Source organism: Ramlibacter pinisoli, assembly GCF_009758015.1.
Taxonomy (GTDB): Bacteria; Pseudomonadota; Gammaproteobacteria; order Burkholderiales; family Burkholderiaceae_C; genus Ramlibacter; species Ramlibacter pinisoli.
On record NZ_WSEL01000003.1, the window covers coordinates 2,331,275 to 2,347,534 of the forward strand.

Consider the following 16,260-nt stretch of genomic DNA (forward strand, 5'->3'; position numbering starts at 1 on the left):
AGCTAGAACCGCTCCCCCTCCCCCAGATACCGCCACTGCCCCACTGGCAGCTGCCCCAGCAGCACGCGGCCGATGCGGATGCGCTTGAGACCGACCACGCGCAGCCCGACCGCCTCGCACATGCGCCGGATCTGGCGCTTCTTGCCTTCGGTCAGCACGAAGCGCAGCTGTTCCGGGTTCTGCCAGTCGACCCGGGCCGGCTTGAGCGGCTTGCCGTCCAGCGACAGGCCATGCCGCAGCCGTGCCAGCTGCGCCGGGGGAAAGGCCGCCTGCACCTCGCGCGTGACCGCGCCGAACTCCACGCGCACCAGGTATTCCTTCTCCATGCCGGAGTCCTCGCCGATCAGCTGGCGGGCGACGCGGCCGTCCTGCGTCAGCACCAGCAGGCCGGTGGAATCGATGTCGAGCCGGCCGGCCGGCGCCAGGCCACGCAGCTGCTGCGGGGCGAAGCGCTGGCGCGACGGGTCGCCGCCCCAGTGGCTGCGCCCCTGCACCAGGGTCACGGCGGGCTGGTAGCCATCCTCGGCCTGGCCGCTCACGTAGCCCACCGGCTTGTGCAGCAGGATGGTCACCTGTTGCTGCTGCTGGCCGGTGGCCCGCCGGTCGACCTCGATGCGGGCCTGCGGGCCGACCTGCAGCCCCATCGGTGCCACGGCGCCATCGACCCGCACCCAGCCGCGCGCGATCCAGTCGTCGGCTTCCCGGCGCGAGCACAGGCCGAGCTCGGCCATGCGTTTGTTGAGGCGGGTGGTGGCGGCGGGGACGGCGGGATCAGTCATGGGCGGCCGATGATCCCAGAACCGCCAGCGGCTTCCCGCTGGAGCGCAGCGCCTCCAGGTCGAGGATGCGCAGCCCGCCGTACTCGACCCGGATCGCGCCCTCGGCCTCCAGCGTCGCCAGCGCCTCGTTCACGCGCTGCCGCGACAGGCCGACCAGGTAGCCCAGCTCCTGCTGCGTGATGCGCAGCACCTGGCCCACGCCCGGGTACAGCACCGGGTTGAACAGCGCGGCCAGGCTGCGCGCCACCCGCACGTCGGGATTGGCCAGGCGGTCGATCTCGCGCGCCGCGATGAACTGCGCCAGTCGCTCGTTGAGCTGGTTCATCACGAAGCGGTTGAAGCCGATCGAATGGTCGAGCAGCCAGTGGAAGGTGTCGACCGGCAGGCCGGCGACCACGCTGTTGCGCAACGGCTGGATGTTGTAGCGGTAGGCCTCGCGCTTGAGCGCCGTGCCTTCGCCGAACCAGCCACCGGGCGGCACGCCGGTGAAGGTCATCGTCTGGCCCTGGGCGCTGTCGGTGTGCATCTTGAGCAGGCCCTCGATCACCCCGAACCAGTAGGTCACCGGCCGGCCGATGCGGCAAACGAACTCGCCCGGGTGCGCGTCGCCCACGCTGAGATGGGCAATGGCGCGCTCGCGCTCGGGCGGCTGCAGCAGGCGCAGCCAGGGAATGCCGTCGAGCTCGGCGGCGGTGGGCGGGCGCCGGCGCTGGTGCAGCGGGAGCGCGGGCGCAGCGGTCGGCATGCGGGTTAGTCCGTTCAGGGGAATCCCGGAAATTGTCGTCGCAAAGACATCACGACGTCAAAGTGCGCCCTACGATCCCGCACCGATCACGGCCGTCCAGCCGACGAGGATTCCATGGAGACGACGTTCCCGAAACTGCTCCTGCAGCACGCCGCGCAGCGCCCGGCGGCCGCGGCGATGCGCGAGAAGGAATACGGCATCTGGCAGACGCTGACCTGGTCGGCGCTCGCGCAGCTGGCGCGCGATCTCGCCTGCGGCCTGCACCAGGCCGGCGTGCAGCGCGGCGAACACGTGGTCGTCATCGGCGCCAACCGTCCGCGCCTGTATGCCACCCTGCTGGCGACGCAGGCGCTCGGCGCCGTGCCGGTGCCCCTGTACCAGGACGCCGCCAGCGCCGAGTGCGTGTTCCCGATCAACAACGCCGAGGTGCGCTTCGCGGTGGTCGAGGACCAGGAGCAGGTCGACAAGCTGCTCGAGGTGCGCGCCCAGTGCCCGCGCCTGCAGGCGATCTGGTACGACGATCCGCGCGGGCTGCGCAACTACGACGAGCCGGGCCTGGGCTCGCTGGACAGCCTGGCCGCGGCCGGCCGCGAGCTCGGGCAACGCGACCCCGGCCTGTTCCAGCGCGAGGTCGACCAGGCCTCGCCCGACGACGTCGCGGCGATGTTCTTCACCTCCGGCACCACCGGCAACCCCAAGGGCGTGATGCACTCGCACCGCACCCTCCTGGACCGGGCACGCGCCGGCGCCGACTTCGACCACCTCACCGAGCGCGAGGAGGTGCTGGCCTACCTGCCGCCGGCCTGGGTGGGCCAGAACATCTTCAGCTACGCACAGTGGCTGGCCTGCGGCTACATCGTCAACTGCCCCGAGTCGGCCGGCACCGTGGCGATCGACCTGAAGGAGATCGGCCCGACCTACTACTTCGCGCCGCCGCGGGTCTTCGAGGGCCTGCTCACCACCGTGATGATCCGGATGGAGGACGCCGGCGCCGTCAAGCGCTGGCTGTTCCACCGCTGCATGGCGCTGGCGCGGCGGGTCGGCCCGGCCCTGATGGACCGGCAACCGGTCGGCCTGTTCGATCGGCTGGCCTACCGCCTGGGCGACCTGCTGGTGTACGGGCCGCTGCGCAACAACCTGGGCTTCTCGCGCGTGCGCGTGGCCTACACGGCCGGCGAGGCGATCGGCCCCGACCTGTTCACCTTCTACCGCTCGATCGGCATCAACCTCAAGCAGCTGTACGGCTCCACCGAGACGGCGGTGTTCGTCTGCCTGCAGCCCGACGACCAGGCCCGCGCCGACACGGTGGGCGTGCCGATCCAGGGCGTGGAGATCAAGGTGGCCGACAACGGCGAGATCCTGGTTCGCTCGCCCGGACTGCTCAAGGGCTACTACAAGAATGCGCAGGCCACCGCCGAGGTGCTGACCAACGACGGCTGGTACCACACCAGCGACGCCGGCTTCATCGACGCGCAGGGCCACCTGAAGATCATCGACCGCGTGAAGGATGTCGGCCGGCTGGCCGGCGGCCCCAACGACGGCGCGATGTTCGCGCCCAAGTACGTCGAGAACAAGCTCAAGTTCTTCCCGCACATCAAGGAAGTGGTGGCGCTGGGCGACCGGCGCGACCAGGTCTGCGTGATGGTCAACATCGACTTCGACGCCGTCGGCAACTGGGCCGAGCGGCGCAACCTGCCCTATGCCGGCTACACCGACCTGGCGCAGAAGCCCGAGGTGTACGACCTGATCAAGGAGTGCGTGGAGAAGGTCAACGCCGACCTCGCGGCCGACGCCCGGCTGGCCGGCTCGCAGGTCAGCCGCTTCCTGGTGCTGCACAAGGAGCTGGACGCCGACGACGGCGAGCTCACCCGCACCAACAAGGTCCGGCGCGGCTACATCGGCGAGAAATACCAGGTGCTGGTGGAGGCGCTGTACGGCGGCCGGTCCGAGCAGTACATCGAGACCCAGGTGAAGTTCGAGGATGGCCGCACCGGCATGGTGAGCGCCACCCTCCGGATCGTCGACGCGAAGACCTTCGCGCCGGTGAAGGTGGCGGCATGAGCCGCCCGGCCGCCCGGTGGGCGGATGCCCCAGCGCGCTGCGCGGAGGTCCTGCGATGAACATGATGTCCGACGCTGCGCTGCTGGCGCAGCAACAGGTCGCCGAGCCCCGGCGCAGGTTCGGCGACGTCATCCTCGACGTGAAGAACATCTCCCTGGCCTTCGGCGGCGTCAAGGCGCTGACCGACATCTCGTTCGACGTCCGCGAGCACGAGATCCGCGCCATCATCGGCCCCAACGGCGCCGGCAAGAGCTCGATGCTCAACTGCATCAACGGCGTCTACCAGCCGCAGCAGGGCACCATCGATTTCCGCGGCCGGAGCTTTCGCCACATGCGCAGCCGCCAGGTGGCCGAGATGGGCATCGCCCGCACCTTCCAGAACCTGGCCCTGTTCAAGGGCATGAGCGTGCTGGACAACATCATGACCGGCCGCAACCTGCGCATCCGCAGCAACCTGTTCCTGCAGGCGCTGCGCATCGGGCCGGCCGAGAAGGAGGAGATCCGGCACCGCGAGGCGGTCGAGCGGATCATCGACTTCCTGGAGATCCAGGCCTATCGCAAGACGCCGGTCGGCCAGCTGCCCTACGGGCTGCAGAAGCGCGTCGACCTGGGGCGCGCGCTGGCGATGGAGCCGCAGGTGCTGCTGCTGGACGAGCCCATGGCCGGCATGAACATCGAGGAGAAGCAGGACATGTGCCGCTTCGTGCTGGACGTCAACGACGAGTTCGGCACCACCGTGGTCCTGATCGAGCACGACATGGGCGTGGTGATGGACATCAGCGACCGCGTGGTGGTGCTGGACTACGGCAAGAAGATCGGCGACGGCACGCCGGACGTGGTGCGCGCCAACCCGGACGTCATCAAGGCCTACCTCGGCACGCACTAGGACGACACATGGGCTTTTTCCTCGAGACCCTGCTGGGCGGCCTGATGGCCGGCATGCTGTATTCGCTGGTCGCGCTCGGCTTCGTGCTGATCTTCAAGGCATCCGGCGTGTTCAATTTCGCCCAGGGCGCCATGGTGCTGTTCGGCGCGCTGGCGATGGCGCGCTTTGCCGAGTGGCTGCCCGGCTGGACCGGCGTGGACAGCCGGCTGCTGGCCAACCTGCTGGCCTTCGTGCTGGCCGGCGCCGTGATGTTCGTGGTCGCCTGGCTGGTCGAGTGGCTGGTGCTGCGCCACCTGGTCAACCAGGAGGGCGCCACGCTGCTGATGGCCACCCTGGGCATCGCCTACTTCCTCGAAGGCCTGGGCCAGACGCTGTTCGGCAACAGCATCTACAAGATCGACATCGGCATGCCCAAGGACCCGGTCATGGCCTTCGAGTCGGTGTTCCAGGGCGGCCTCCTGATCAACAAGGAAGACCTGATCGCCGCCCTCATCGCGGCGGCGCTGGTGGCCGCGCTGAGCGTGTTCTTCCAGAAGACCGGCACCGGCCGCGCGCTGCGCGCCGTGGCCGACGACCACCAGGCGGCGCAGTCGATCGGCATCCCGCTGCAGCGCATCTGGTTCATCGTCTGGTGCGTGGCCGGCGTGGTGGCGCTGGTGGCCGGGATGATCTGGGGCAGCAAGCTGGGCGTGCAGTTCTCGCTCACCACCGTGGCCCTACGCGCCCTGCCGGTGGTGATCCTGGGCGGCCTGACCTCGGTGCCCGGCGCCATCATCGGCGGGCTGATCATCGGCGTCGGCGAGAAGCTGTCCGAGGTCTACCTCGGCCCGCTGGTGGGCGGCGGCATCGAGATCTGGTTCGCCTACGTGCTCGCCCTGGGCTTCCTCCTCGTGCGGCCGCAGGGGCTCTTTGGAGAGAAGATCATCGACCGCGTCTGAGCGTGTCGCAGTAGACCGAACACCGACTGGATCACACATGCTCTACCGCGAAAACGGCCAGTTCAAGACCAGCTACCGCTCCGACCTGCAGATCTTCCCGATCCTGCAGGACCGCTTCGCCATCGCGCTGCTGCTGGCGGCCGCGTACCTGGTGGTGCCGCTGCTGGCCAGCGACTACCTGTTCCGCGCCATCCTGATCCCGTTCCTGATCATGGCGCTGGCGGCCCTGGGGGTGAACATCCTGGTGGGCTACTGCGGCCAGATCTCGCTGGGCTCGGGCGCCTTCATGGCCGCCGGTGCCTACGGCGCCTACAACTTCTTCGCCCGCATCCCCGACATGCCGCTGGTGCCCGCCATCCTGCTGGGCGGGCTATGCGCCACCGCGTTCGGCATCCTGTTCGGGCTGCCGAGCCTGCGGGTCAAGGGCCTGTACCTGGCGGTCGCCACCCTGGCGGCGCAGTTCTTCGCCGACTGGGCCTTCCTGCGCGTGAAGTGGCTGGTGAACGACTCGCCCTCGGGCTCGGTCGGGGTCTCGGCGCTGTCGGTGCTGGGCCTGCCGATCGACAGCGCCCTCAGCAAGTACTGGTTCTGCCTGGTGATGCTCACCGTGATCGCGCTGCTGGCCAAGAACCTGGTGCGCGGCGCCATCGGCCGCGAGTGGATGGCCATCCGCGACATGGACGTCGCCGCCGCCGTCATCGGCATCCGGCCGATGTACGCCAAGCTGAGCGCGTTCGCCGTCAGCTCGTTCATCGTCGGCGTGGCCGGCGCGCTGTGGGCCTTCGTCTACCTGGGCACCTGGGAGCCGGCCGCGTTCTCGGTCGACCTGTCGTTCCGGCTGCTGTTCATGGTGATCATCGGCGGGCTCGGCTCCATCATGGGCGGCTTCTTCGGCGCCGCCTTCATCGTGGTGCTGCCCATCGCGCTGAACCAGTTCCTGCCGACGCTGGCCGGCGCCGTCGGCCTGAACATCTCCACCGCCGGCCTGTCGCACGCCGAGCTGATGATCTTCGGCGCGCTGATCATCTGGTTCCTCATCGTCGAGCCCCACGGCCTGGCCCGGCTGTGGTCCACCGGCAAGCAGAAGCTGCGGCTGTGGCCGTTCCCGCACTGAGCGGGCTTGCTCGCAAGTCCCGATGCGTCCGCGCCCCGGCTGGCATCCACTGGCAGTTCCAATTTCCCCGCTTCACCCTCAGAAGGAGACACCCATGAAGCTTCGTTCCCTCCTCACGACCGGCCTGGTGGCTGCCGCGGCCCTGTCGGCTGCGTCGGCCTTCGCGCAGGCCAAGGAGCAGTTCTTCCCGCTGCTGTCGTACCGCACCGGGCCGTACGCGCCGAACGGAACGCCATGGGCGAACGGCAAGCAGGACTACCTGAAGATGATCAACGCCCGCGACGGCGGCATCAACGGCGTCAAGCTCACCTGGGAAGAATGCGAGACCGGCTATGCCACCGACCGCGGCGTCGAGTGCTACGAAAGGCTCAAGGGCCGCCCGGGCGTGACGCTGTTCGACCCGCAGGCCACCGGCATCACCTTCGCCCTCACCGACAAGGTGGCCGCCGACAAGATCCCGCTGCTGACGCTGGGCTACGGCCTGTCGGTGGCGCAGGACGGCCAGGCCTTCCCCTGGAATTTCCCGCTCATGGGCAGCTACTGGACCGCCGCCGACGTGCTGGTGCAGCACCTGGTCAAGAAGGACGGCAACCTCAAGGGCAAGAAGATCGCGCTGGTCTACCACGACTCGCCGTTCGGCAAGGAGCCGATCCCGCTGCTGCAGGAGCGCGCCCGCATGAACGGCTTCGAGCTGCTGCTGATCCCGGTCACCGCGCCCGGCGTCGAGCAGAAGGCTGCCTGGCTGCAGGTGCGCCAGCAGCGGCCCGACTACGTGATGCTGTGGGGCTGGGGCGTGATGAACTCCACCGCACTGAAGGAGGCCCAGGCCACCGGCTACCCGCGCGACAAGATGTACGGCGTCTGGTGGGCCGGTGCCGAGCCGGACGTCAAGGACGTCGGCGAGGGCGCCAAGGGCTACCACGCGCTGAACCTCAACTCCTCCGGCACCCAGCCGAAGGTGATCCAGGACATCCTCAAGACCGTGCACGAGAAGGGCCAGGGCACCGGGCCGAAGGATGAAGTGGGCTCGGTGCTGTACACGCGTGGCGTGATCATCCAGGCGCTGTCGGTGGAGGCCGTGCGGCGGGCGCAGGAACGCTTCGGCAAGGGCAAGGTCATGACGCCCGAGCAGGTGCGCTGGGGCCTGGAGAACCTCAACCTCGACCAGAAGCGGCTCGACCAGCTGGGCCTCACGGGCGTGATCCGTCCGCTGTCCACCAGCTGCTCCGACCACATGGGCTCGACCTGGGTGCGCGTGCAGACCTGGGACGGCGCCAAGTGGAACATCACCAGCGACTGGTACCAGGCCGACGAGTCCATCATCAAGCCGATGGTCAAGGCCGGGGCCGAGAAGTACCTGTCGGACAAGAAGCTTTCGCGACGCGCCGTCGCCGACTGCCAGTCCTGACGGACTGGCGTCAGCAAGCCGCGACGCGCCCGCGTCTCGACTGCTGACGGCACCCTCCCCCACCCCCTCCCGCCAGGCGGGAGGGGCAGCGGCCCGATGGGCCGCCAAACGAAAGGCCGGTGCCTTTCGTTTGGTCGAGATACACACCATGGAACAACACACATCCACGGATCCGAAGGCCGTCAACGCCGCCGGCGAACCGGCATCGAGGACGGCCGCGACGCCGTCCATCGTGCTGAACGTCAACGGCATCGAGGTCATCTACAACCACGTGATCCTGGTGCTCAAGGGCGTGTCGCTGCAGGTGCCCGAGGGCGGCATCGTGGCGCTGCTGGGCGGCAACGGCGCCGGCAAGACCACCACGCTGCGGGCGGTGTCCAACCTGCTGCGCGGTGAACGCGGCGAGGTGACCAAGGGCTCGATCGAGCTGCGCGGCGAGCGCATCGAGAACCTGTCGCCAGCCGAGCTGGTGCGGCGCGGCGTGGTGCAGGTGATGGAGGGCCGGCACTGCTTCGCCCACCTGACCATCGAGGAGAACCTGCTCACCGGCGCCTACACGCGCTCCAGCAAGGCCGAGGTGCAGGCCGGGCTGGAGAAGGTCTATGCCTACTTCCCGCGCCTGAAGACGCGGCGCACCTCGCAGGCCGCCTACACCTCCGGCGGCGAGCAGCAGATGTGCGCCATCGGCCGCGCACTGATGGCCAATCCCAGCATGGTGCTGCTCGACGAGCCGTCCATGGGCCTGGCGCCGCAGATCGTGCAGGAGGTGTTCGAGATCGTGAAGGACCTCAACGCCAAGGAAGGCGTCACCTTCCTGCTGGCCGAGCAGAACACCAACATGGCGCTGCAGTACGCCAGCTACGGCTACATCCTGGAGAGCGGCCGCATCGTCATGGACGGCCCGGCCGCCGAGCTGGCCAGCAACGAGGACGTCAAGGAGTTCTACCTCGGCATGGGCGGCGCGCAGCGCAAGAACTTTCGCGACGTCAAGAGCTACAAGCGCCGCAAGCGCTGGCTGGCATGAACGCGCGCGCCCTCCCGCCGGTCGCCGGCGGCTTCTTCGACGCCCTGGAAACGCGCCCGCCGGCCGAGCGCGAGGCGGCGCAGTCGCAGGCGCTGGCGCGCCAGGTCGCGCATGCGCAGCGGGCGGCGCCGGCCTATGCCACGCTGCTGGCCGGCGTGGACGCCGGCACCGTCACCTCGCGCCAGGCGCTGGCGCGCCTGCCCGTCACGCGCAAGCACGAACTGCTGGAGCGGCAGCGGGCCGCGCGCGCCAGCGACCCGTTCGGCGGCTTCGCGGCCGCCGTGCGCGGGCCGGCGCTGCCGCGCGTGTTCGCCTCGCCCGGCCCGATCTACGAACCCGAGGGGGCCACGCGCGACTACTGGCGCACGGCCCGGGCGCTGTTCGCCGCCGGCCTGCGGTCCGGCGACCTGGTGCACAACGCCTTCAGCTACCACATGACGCCCGGCGCCTTCATCATGGAAGCGGGTGCGCATGCCCTGGGCTGCAGCGTGTTCCCGGCGGGCATCGGCCAGACCGAGCAGCAGCTGCAGGCCATCGCCGACCTGCGGCCGGCCGGCTACGTCGGCACGCCGAGCTTCCTGCGCATCCTGCTCGAGAAGGCGCAGGAGAGCGGCAGCGACGTGTCCAGCCTGCGGCGCGCGCTCACCGGCGGCGAGGCCCTGCCGCCCAGCCTGCGCGACTGGTTCGCCGGCTGCGGCGTCGACGTCTACCAGAGCTACGCGACGGCCGACGTCGGCCTGATCGCCTACGAGACCAGCGCGCGCCAGGGACTGGTGCTCGACGAGGGAGTCATCGTCGAGATCGTGCGGCCGGGCACCGGCGACCCGGTGCCCGAGGGCGAGGTCGGCGAGGTGGTGGTCACCACGCTGCAGCCCGAGTACCCCCTGCTGCGCTTCGGCACCGGCGACCTGTCGGCCCTGTTGCCGGGCCCCTGCCCCAGCGGCCGCACCAACACCCGCATCAAGGGCTGGATGGGGCGGGCCGACCAGACCACCAAGGTCCGCGGCATGTTCGTGCACCCGGGCCAGGTGGCCGAGGTCATGCGCCGCTTCCCCGAGGCCGGCAAGGCCCGGCTGGTGGTCAGCGGCGAGATGGCCGACGATGTCATGACGCTGCGGGTCGAGGCGGCTGCACGCCCGGCGGGGCTGGCCGAGCGCATCGGCGAGGGGGTGCGCGAGGTCACCAAGCTGCGCGCATCCGTCGAGCTGGTCGAGCCGGGCAGCCTGCCCAACGACGGCAAGGTCATCGAGGACGCCCGCAGCTACCGGTGAGCAGGGGCAACTTTCGCGCTACGTAATTTCCGCGATGCGGCGTTCGCGCGGGCGGCCCTAGGATCGATCCCATTTCCATAGGAGTCCTCCATGAACAACAAGCTCAAGATCGTGGCCGCGGCCGCCCTGTCGGTGGCCGCGCTCGGCGCCCAGGCCCAGGCGGCCTTCCCCGGTGGCAAGCCCATCACGATCATGGTGCCGTTCGCGGCCGGCGGCCCCACCGACCGCGTGGCCCGGGACTTGGCCGAGGCCCTGCGCAAGCCGCTCGGCGGCGCCACGGTGCTGGTGGACAACGCCGCCGGCGCCGGCGGCTCGATCGGCGCCAACAAGGTCGCCAAGGCACCCGCCGACGGCTACATGCTGCTGGTGCACCACATCGGCATGGCCACCATGCCCACGCTCGTGCGCAACATCCCGTTCAAGGTCGAGAGCGACTTCGAGTACCTGGGCATGATCAACGACGTGCCCATGACGCTGATCGGCAAGCCCGCGCTGACGGCCACCAGCTACAAGGAACTCACGAGCTGGATCGGCCAGAACAAGGGCAAGATCAACCTGGGCAACGCCGGCGTGGGCTCGGCCTCGCACCTGTGCGGCCTGCTGTTCCAGAACGCCATCAAGACCGACATGACGCCGGTGCCGTACAAGGGCACCGCGCCGGCCATGACCGACCTGATCGGCGGGCAGATCGACCTGATGTGCGACCAGACCACCAACACCACCTCGCAGATCGAGGGCAAGAAGGTCAAGGCCTTCGCGGTCACCACCTCCAAGCGCCTCGCCACGCCGGCGCTGAAGGACCTGCCCACGCTGCAGGAGTCCGGCCTGAAGGACTTCGAAGTGACGATCTGGCACGGCCTGTACGCGCCCAAGGGCACGCCGGCCGACATCCAGAAGAAGCTCAACGACGCACTGAAGGTGGCCCTGAAGGACCCCGAGTTCATCAAGAAGCAGGAAGGCCTGGGCGCCGTGGTCGTCACCGACAAGCGCACCGATCCGGCCGAGCACAAGAAGTTCGTCGCCGCCGAGATCGCCAAGTGGAGCCCGATCATCAAGGCCGCCGGCGTCTACGCCGACTGATGGCCGCTTGCCATCGCGCCGGGGCCGCCTTCGGGCGGCCTTTTGCTTGCCCGACCCGAACCCAGGAGACCCGATGACCACCTCCCCCCACCTGCCCCGCCGCGCCGTGCTGGCCCTGGCCGCCGGCGCCGCCCTCGGCGCGCCCGCCCTGGCCCAGTCGGGCTACCCGAACAAACCGGTGCGCCTGGTCGTGCCGTTCGCCCCCGGCGGCACCACCGACATCCTGGCCCGCGCCACGGCGCAGGAACTGAGCAAGGCCCTGGGCCAGCAGTTCGTGGTCGACAACCGCGCCGGCGCCGGCGGCAACATCGGCGCCGACATCGTGTCCAAGGCCGCGCCGGACGGCTACACGCTGCTGATGGGAACGGTGGGCACGCAGAGCATCAACAAGTGGCTGTATGCCCGCATGCCGTTCGACCCGCAGAAGGATTTCACGCCCATCACCATGGTGGCCGCGGTGCCCAACGTGATGGTGGTGCCGGCCCAGAAGGCGGCCGCGAACAACATCCACACGGTGGCCGACTTCATCAAGTACGCCAAGGCCAACCCCGGCAAGCTGAACATGGCCTCGAGCGGCAACGGCACCTCGATCCACCTGGCCGGCGAGCTGTTCAAGGCCATGACCGGGACCTACATGACCCACTTTCCGTTCACCGGCTCGGGCCCCGCGCTCCTGAGCCTGGTGAGCGGCGACATGGACGTGATGTTCGACAACCTGCCCTCGTCGATGCAACTGATCAAGTCGGGCCGGATCAAGGCGCTGGCCGTCACCAGTTCGCAGCCGTCGGCCGCACTGCCCGGCGTGCCGACCGTGGAACAGGCCGGCAACCTCAAGGGCTACGAGGCCAGCTCCTGGTTCGGCCTGCTCGGCCCGGCCGGCCTGTCGCCCGACATCGCCAACCGCATCCACCAGGAGGTGGCCAAGGCGCTCGCCACGCCCGAGATGAAGGAGAAGCTGCTGGCGCAGGGCGCGATCCCGAGCGGCAGCAGCCCGCAGCAGTTCGCGGCCCACATCGACGCCGAGCTGAAGAAGTGGCAGCCGGTGGTGAAGAACTCGGGCGCCAAGGTCGACTGAACGGGTCGCCTCAGCGGCGCGACAGGGCGCGGATCAGCTCCGCCACCAGCGCCAGCCGCCGCGGGATGCGGTCGACCAGCACGTACTCCTCGTCGGCCGAGTGGTAGTTGCCGCCCGGCAGGCCCAGGCCTTCGATCACCGGCTTGCCCGACTGCCCGGCCCAGGCCGCGTCGGTGCCGCCGTAGCTGCGCGCCAGCAGCCCGAGCTGGCCGCCCAGCGCGTGGTCGATCTGCTGCGCCACCTCGGCCAGCCGCCGCCCCTCCTCGCTGGCGTTGTAGGCCGGGCGCGCCAGCCCGTCCTGCAGCGTGACCGTCGACGACGGGTGCCGCTTCTGCTCGACGCGCTGGCGCATGGCCTGTACCAGCTGCTGGTAGGCCTCGGCATGCGGCACCCGCACGTCGGCGGACACGCGGGTGTCCACCGGCCCCGGGCGCTCGGCCAGGCCGGGGGCCGCAATCCCCTCCACCCGCGCGCCGGCCAGCGCGGCCTGGCGGCCGGCGACCAGCAAGGCATCCAGCACCGGCTGCGCGGGCGCGCCACGCGGCAGCGCCACCTCGATGACGACCTGGCCGCGCTCGGGAATGATGTTGGACACCTGGCCGCCGGTGGCGCTGCGCGCGTGCACCCGCACCCCGGGGTGGCGCGCCGCCTCCTCCAGCACCCGGCGCACCAGCGTGGCCGCCTCCACCACCGCGTTGATGCCGGCGTCCGGGGCGCCGCCGGCGTGCGAGGGCCGGCCCCGCACCTGGAACGTGAGCGTGGCCAGCTGCCAGTCGGCGGCCGGCAGGCGCTGCAGCACGGGCGCCTCCTCGGCTCGCAACACGGTCCAGTTCAAGCGCGTCTCGGGCACGCTGCGGAAGGCGTCGCGGCTGCGCAGGACGAGGTCGGCCACCTCTTCCACCGCCTGCCCGTCGCCGGCGCCGACGGCGCTGCCCGAGCGCACCCGCGCCGACAGGAAACCGACGCCCGAGGTGGCCAGGACGATGCGCTCCGGCAGGCCGGTGGGCTCGCCGCTCAGCACCACGTCGTGCGCCAGCGCCTGGGACCGGATCAGGTCGCGCGAGCCGCGCGAGCCGCGCTCCTCGTCGCTGTTGAACAGCAGGGTGACGCGCCCGTAGTCGCGGAAGCCGCGTGCCTGCAGCAGCTTCATCGCGTGCAGGAAGACCGCGATGCCGCCCTTGTCGTCGGCAATGCCCGCCGCGATGGCGCGCCGGCCCTCGACGCGCAGCGGCCGCGCGGCCGCCGTGCCGGCCGGATAGACGGTGTCCATGTGGGCGATGAGCAGCAGCCGGCGCTGGCCGTTGCCCTGGAAGGTGACGAGCAGGTTGGGGCCGGTCACGCCGGCCGCCGGCGCGACCCGCGCGACCTCGGCGCCCAGGCCGCGCGCCAGCCGCTCGATGGTGTCGGCGACGGCCGCGAGGCCGGCCGCCTGGCCGGTGCCGGAATCGACCGCCGTGAGCTGGCGCAGCGTGTCCAGCAGGGCCGGGACTTCCTTCTCGGCCAGCGGTGCCAGCCCGGGGTCGAGCGCGACCGGCTGGCCGGCGGCGCCGGCGCACGCCAGCGACAGGGTGAGGGGCGCGAGCGCGCGCGCCAGCAGGCGGATCGTGGGCATGGCACTCCTTGGCGCCCGGAGCGTGCCATGCGGCGCCTGCGCCGCGGCTCGGGACTAGCCCGCGGTGGGCCTCACACGCCCCAGACGATCTCCTTGCCGGCGGCCTGGCAGCGGCGCAACATGTCGAGGAAGGGCACGGCGCGCTGGCGCAGCGAGACGTCGTGGAACGTGGGCGGGACCTGGCCGTTGGCCTTGGCCTCGTCGATCGCCGCCTGCTGGTCGGCTTCCTCCTGCACGATCGCCTGCTCCAGCGCGGCCACCGCCGCCGGCATCTGGTCCGGCTCGATGATGCCCTGCGGCCCAGGATCCTTGCCGATGATCTCCAGCACCCGGCGGCCGTTGGGCTCCAGCATGATCAGGTCGCCGGCCGCCTTGCTTTTGAACTTGTAGAGCATCAGGAGTAGATGTACGAGCGGTTGAACGGGTACATCGATTGTGCGCCCTTCAGGCTGCCCGTTTCCGGCCTGCCGTCCGGCCGCGTGGCCAGGATCTGGTGCAGGCCGATCCAGCCCTGCTCGAAGCACATCGCGCTGCCCGAAAGGTACAGCCGGTAGGCGCGCAGCACCTTGCCGGCGTCGCCGGCCCGGCCCGTGGTCTCGAGCACGCGCTGCGCCTCGTCGAGTTGCGACTCGAGCGCGTCCGACCAGGCCCACAGGGTGCGTGCGTAGTGCGGGCGCAGGTTCTCGGTGTCGACCATCTCCAGCCCGGCCAGCGCGGCCTCGCGCAGCACCTGGCTGACGTGCAGCAGCTCGCCGCCGGGGAAGATGTACTTGTCGATGAAGTCGCCCATGCCGGCCCCGAGCTGGCTGGTGCCGACGCCGCCGGCGGTGATGCCGTGGTTCATGACCAGCCCGCCCGGCTTGAGCAGGCGCACGATCTTGCCGAAGTAGACCGGCATGTTGACCAGCCCGACATGCTCGAACATGCCCACCGAGGCGATCTTGTCGTAGCCCTGCGCCTCGTCGAGGTCGCGGTAGTCGCGCAGTTCCACGCGCACCCGCGCCTGCAGCCGGCGCTCCTCGATCAGGCGCTGCACGTGCGCATGCTGGTTGCGCGACAGCGTGATGCCGGTGGCGTCGACCCCGTAGTGCTCGGCCGCCCACAGCAACAGGCCGCCCCAGCCGGCCCCGATGTCGAGGAAGCGCTCGCCGGGCCGCAGCATCAGCTTGCGGCAGATGTGGTCGAGTTTGGCTTCCTGCGCCTGCGCCAGCGACATGCCGGTGTCGCGGTAATAGGCGCAGGAGTAGACCCGGCGCGGGTCCAGCCACAAGGCGTAAAAATCGTCCGAGACGTCGTAGTGGAACTGGATCTGCTGCGCGTCGCGTTGCGGCGAGTGGGACGTGATCGAGCGGGCCCGCCGGATCACCTGCGTCCACCAGCCGGTGTCGCTGCCCACCGGGCTGCCGGGCAGCAGGGCGCTGGCCGCCGCCATCAGGTCGCGCATGCGGCCTTCGACGGCGATGCGGCCCTCGACGATGTCCTCCGCCATGTGCCCGATCTGGCCGGCCGCCATGACGGCCAGGGCCGACCAGTCGCGGAACGTCAGCACCACGCTCGGGTGCCCCTTGCCCGCGTGCCGGCCGCTGGGCAATGTCACGGCCACAGGCACCGGCAGCTGCTCGAGCTGCCCCTCGATCCGTCTGACCAATGTGTCCATGCACAAATTCTTGCGAAGTCGCCGAGAGCCCGTCAACAGCCGAGTTTGTAGGACGAGGCCGCGTTCCGCGGTTGACACTGATTTGTTGAGGCTTAAACTATTTAGGTCTTGAACTCCCGGGCCCCGCCATGGACATGGAAGCGCGCGCGCACAGCGAGCACCCCGACGCGCTGCGGTTGTGGCTGCGGCTGCTGACCTGCACGCAGCTGGTGGAAAAGCAGGTGCGCAGCCAGCTGCGCGCACGCTTCGCCACCACGCTGCCGCGGTTCGACCTGATGGCCCAGCTGGAGCGTGCGCCGGATGGGCTGAAGATGAACGAGCTGTCGCGCCGCATGATGGTCACCGGCGGCAACGTCACCGGCATCACCGATCAGCTGGCGACCGAGGGCCTGGTCGACCGCATCGACGTCGAGGGCGATCGCCGCGCCTACCGGGTGCGCCTGACCCCGCGTGGTCGCAAGCTCTTCCACGACATGGCGCGCGAGCACGAGGCCTGGATCGTCGAGGCCTTCGCCGGCCTGTCCGACAAGGACATCGCCGTCCTGCACCGGCTGCTGGGCAAGGTGAAGGCCCACGCGCTCGGCCAGCAGCAGCCCGCCTGAGGGGGACC

The 16,260-nt window shown here is 70.1% G+C and carries 15 protein-coding genes; 10 read left to right on the forward strand and 5 right to left on the reverse strand.

All coding sequences use genetic code 11. From position 1 onward, the window contains the following. Positions 1–2: 2 nt before the first annotated feature. Together GON04_RS12575 and GON04_RS12580 are read right to left on the reverse strand one after the other, a co-directional pair. The gene (locus tag GON04_RS12575) at positions 3–779 is read right to left on the reverse strand and encodes a pseudouridine synthase (protein ID WP_157398186.1); all 777 of its coding nucleotides are present in this window, start codon (positions 777–779) and stop codon (positions 3–5) included. After that, entirely contained in the window at positions 772–1,524 is a 753-nt protein-coding gene (locus tag GON04_RS12580) for a Crp/Fnr family transcriptional regulator (RefSeq protein WP_157398187.1), read from the reverse strand. Before GON04_RS12580 ends, GON04_RS12575 begins: the two co-directional genes overlap by 8 nt. A gap of 114 nt (positions 1,525–1,638) precedes the next feature. Between GON04_RS12580 and GON04_RS12585 the strand changes: the two genes are divergently transcribed. The 9 genes from GON04_RS12585 to GON04_RS12625 all read left to right on the forward strand — a co-directional run bounded on the left by GON04_RS12585 (position 1,639) and on the right by GON04_RS12625 (position 12,381). Then, positions 1,639–3,585 (forward strand): AMP-dependent synthetase/ligase, encoded by a 1,947-nt coding sequence (locus GON04_RS12585; protein WP_157398188.1) that lies wholly within the window; start codon positions 1,639–1,641, stop codon positions 3,583–3,585. 55 nt (positions 3,586–3,640) lie between these two features. After that, on the forward strand, positions 3,641–4,471 hold the full coding sequence (locus tag GON04_RS12590) for an ABC transporter ATP-binding protein (protein ID WP_181654020.1): 831 nt from the start codon (positions 3,641–3,643) through the stop codon (positions 4,469–4,471). An 8-nt stretch (positions 4,472–4,479) separates the two neighbouring features. Continuing rightward, positions 4,480–5,409: a branched-chain amino acid ABC transporter permease gene (locus tag GON04_RS12595; RefSeq protein ID WP_157398189.1), complete on the forward strand. Its 930-nt coding sequence runs from the start codon at positions 4,480–4,482 to the stop codon at positions 5,407–5,409. Between the two features lie 37 nt (positions 5,410–5,446). Beyond that, positions 5,447–6,523, forward strand: a complete 1,077-nt coding sequence (locus tag GON04_RS12600; RefSeq protein WP_157398190.1) for a branched-chain amino acid ABC transporter permease — start codon at positions 5,447–5,449, stop codon at positions 6,521–6,523. A gap of 94 nt (positions 6,524–6,617) precedes the next feature. Further along, positions 6,618–7,931 carry an ABC transporter substrate-binding protein gene (locus GON04_RS12605; protein WP_157398191.1) on the forward strand — a complete coding sequence of 438 codons (1,314 nt, stop codon included), beginning with the start codon at positions 6,618–6,620 and terminating at the stop codon, positions 7,929–7,931. 148 nt (positions 7,932–8,079) lie between these two features. Beyond that, positions 8,080–8,955, forward strand: a complete 876-nt coding sequence (locus GON04_RS12610) for an ABC transporter ATP-binding protein (protein ID WP_232532981.1) — start codon at positions 8,080–8,082, stop codon at positions 8,953–8,955. Beyond that, positions 8,952–10,226 (forward strand): phenylacetate--CoA ligase family protein, encoded by a 1,275-nt coding sequence (locus GON04_RS12615; protein ID WP_157398192.1) that lies wholly within the window; start codon positions 8,952–8,954, stop codon positions 10,224–10,226. The genes GON04_RS12610 and GON04_RS12615 overlap by 4 nt, the downstream gene beginning before the upstream one ends. 90 nt (positions 10,227–10,316) lie before the next feature. Further along, the gene (locus GON04_RS12620) at positions 10,317–11,306 is read left to right on the forward strand and encodes a tripartite tricarboxylate transporter substrate-binding protein (RefSeq protein WP_157398193.1); all 990 of its coding nucleotides are present in this window, start codon (positions 10,317–10,319) and stop codon (positions 11,304–11,306) included. A gap of 73 nt (positions 11,307–11,379) precedes the next feature. After that, the gene (locus tag GON04_RS12625) at positions 11,380–12,381 is read left to right on the forward strand and encodes a Bug family tripartite tricarboxylate transporter substrate binding protein (RefSeq protein ID WP_157398194.1); all 1,002 of its coding nucleotides are present in this window, start codon (positions 11,380–11,382) and stop codon (positions 12,379–12,381) included. A gap of 10 nt (positions 12,382–12,391) precedes the next feature. Here the strand turns inward: GON04_RS12625 and GON04_RS12630 are convergent, their stop codons facing one another. The 3 genes from GON04_RS12630 to GON04_RS12640 form a co-directional block, all read right to left on the reverse strand. Beyond that, positions 12,392–13,993 (reverse strand): M20/M25/M40 family metallo-hydrolase, encoded by a 1,602-nt coding sequence (locus GON04_RS12630; RefSeq protein WP_157398195.1) that lies wholly within the window; start codon positions 13,991–13,993, stop codon positions 12,392–12,394. 71 nt (positions 13,994–14,064) lie between these two features. Further along, a complete protein-coding gene (locus GON04_RS12635) occupies positions 14,065–14,388 on the reverse strand; it encodes a DUF1840 domain-containing protein (RefSeq protein WP_157398196.1) in 324 nt (107 codons plus the stop codon). Further along, the gene (locus GON04_RS12640; protein ID WP_157398197.1) at positions 14,388–15,650 is read right to left on the reverse strand and encodes a class I SAM-dependent methyltransferase; all 1,263 of its coding nucleotides are present in this window, start codon (positions 15,648–15,650) and stop codon (positions 14,388–14,390) included. The genes GON04_RS12635 and GON04_RS12640 overlap by 1 nt, the downstream gene beginning before the upstream one ends. A 128-nt stretch (positions 15,651–15,778) precedes the next feature. Between GON04_RS12640 and GON04_RS12645 the strand changes: the two genes are divergently transcribed. Further along, complete coding sequence (locus GON04_RS12645; RefSeq protein WP_157398198.1) at positions 15,779–16,252, forward strand: MarR family winged helix-turn-helix transcriptional regulator; 474 nt, start codon at positions 15,779–15,781, stop codon at positions 16,250–16,252. The last annotated feature ends 8 nt before the right edge of the window (positions 16,253–16,260 follow it).

What these genes read in the sequence shown, in the direction of transcription:
- GON04_RS12575 (WP_157398186.1), bottom strand. Translation starts at nt 779, where the DNA reads ATGACTGATCCCGCCGTCCCCGCCGCCACCACCCGCCTCAACAAACGC.
- GON04_RS12580 (WP_157398187.1), bottom strand. Translation starts at nt 1,524, where the DNA reads ATGCCGACCGCTGCGCCCGCGCTCCCGCTGCACCAGCGCCGGCGCCCG.
- GON04_RS12585 (WP_157398188.1), top strand. Translation starts at nt 1,639, where the DNA reads ATGGAGACGACGTTCCCGAAACTGCTCCTGCAGCACGCCGCGCAGCGC.
- GON04_RS12590 (WP_181654020.1), top strand. Translation starts at nt 3,641, where the DNA reads ATGAACATGATGTCCGACGCTGCGCTGCTGGCGCAGCAACAGGTCGCC.
- GON04_RS12595 (WP_157398189.1), top strand. Translation starts at nt 4,480, where the DNA reads ATGGGCTTTTTCCTCGAGACCCTGCTGGGCGGCCTGATGGCCGGCATG.
- GON04_RS12600 (WP_157398190.1), top strand. Translation starts at nt 5,447, where the DNA reads ATGCTCTACCGCGAAAACGGCCAGTTCAAGACCAGCTACCGCTCCGAC.
- GON04_RS12605 (WP_157398191.1), top strand. Translation starts at nt 6,618, where the DNA reads ATGAAGCTTCGTTCCCTCCTCACGACCGGCCTGGTGGCTGCCGCGGCC.
- GON04_RS12610 (WP_232532981.1), top strand. Translation starts at nt 8,080, where the DNA reads ATGGAACAACACACATCCACGGATCCGAAGGCCGTCAACGCCGCCGGC.
- GON04_RS12615 (WP_157398192.1), top strand. Translation starts at nt 8,952, where the DNA reads ATGAACGCGCGCGCCCTCCCGCCGGTCGCCGGCGGCTTCTTCGACGCC.
- GON04_RS12620 (WP_157398193.1), top strand. Translation starts at nt 10,317, where the DNA reads ATGAACAACAAGCTCAAGATCGTGGCCGCGGCCGCCCTGTCGGTGGCC.
- GON04_RS12625 (WP_157398194.1), top strand. Translation starts at nt 11,380, where the DNA reads ATGACCACCTCCCCCCACCTGCCCCGCCGCGCCGTGCTGGCCCTGGCC.
- GON04_RS12630 (WP_157398195.1), bottom strand. Translation starts at nt 13,993, where the DNA reads ATGCCCACGATCCGCCTGCTGGCGCGCGCGCTCGCGCCCCTCACCCTG.
- GON04_RS12635 (WP_157398196.1), bottom strand. Translation starts at nt 14,388, where the DNA reads ATGCTCTACAAGTTCAAAAGCAAGGCGGCCGGCGACCTGATCATGCTG.
- GON04_RS12640 (WP_157398197.1), bottom strand. Translation starts at nt 15,650, where the DNA reads ATGGACACATTGGTCAGACGGATCGAGGGGCAGCTCGAGCAGCTGCCG.
- GON04_RS12645 (WP_157398198.1), top strand. Translation starts at nt 15,779, where the DNA reads ATGGACATGGAAGCGCGCGCGCACAGCGAGCACCCCGACGCGCTGCGG.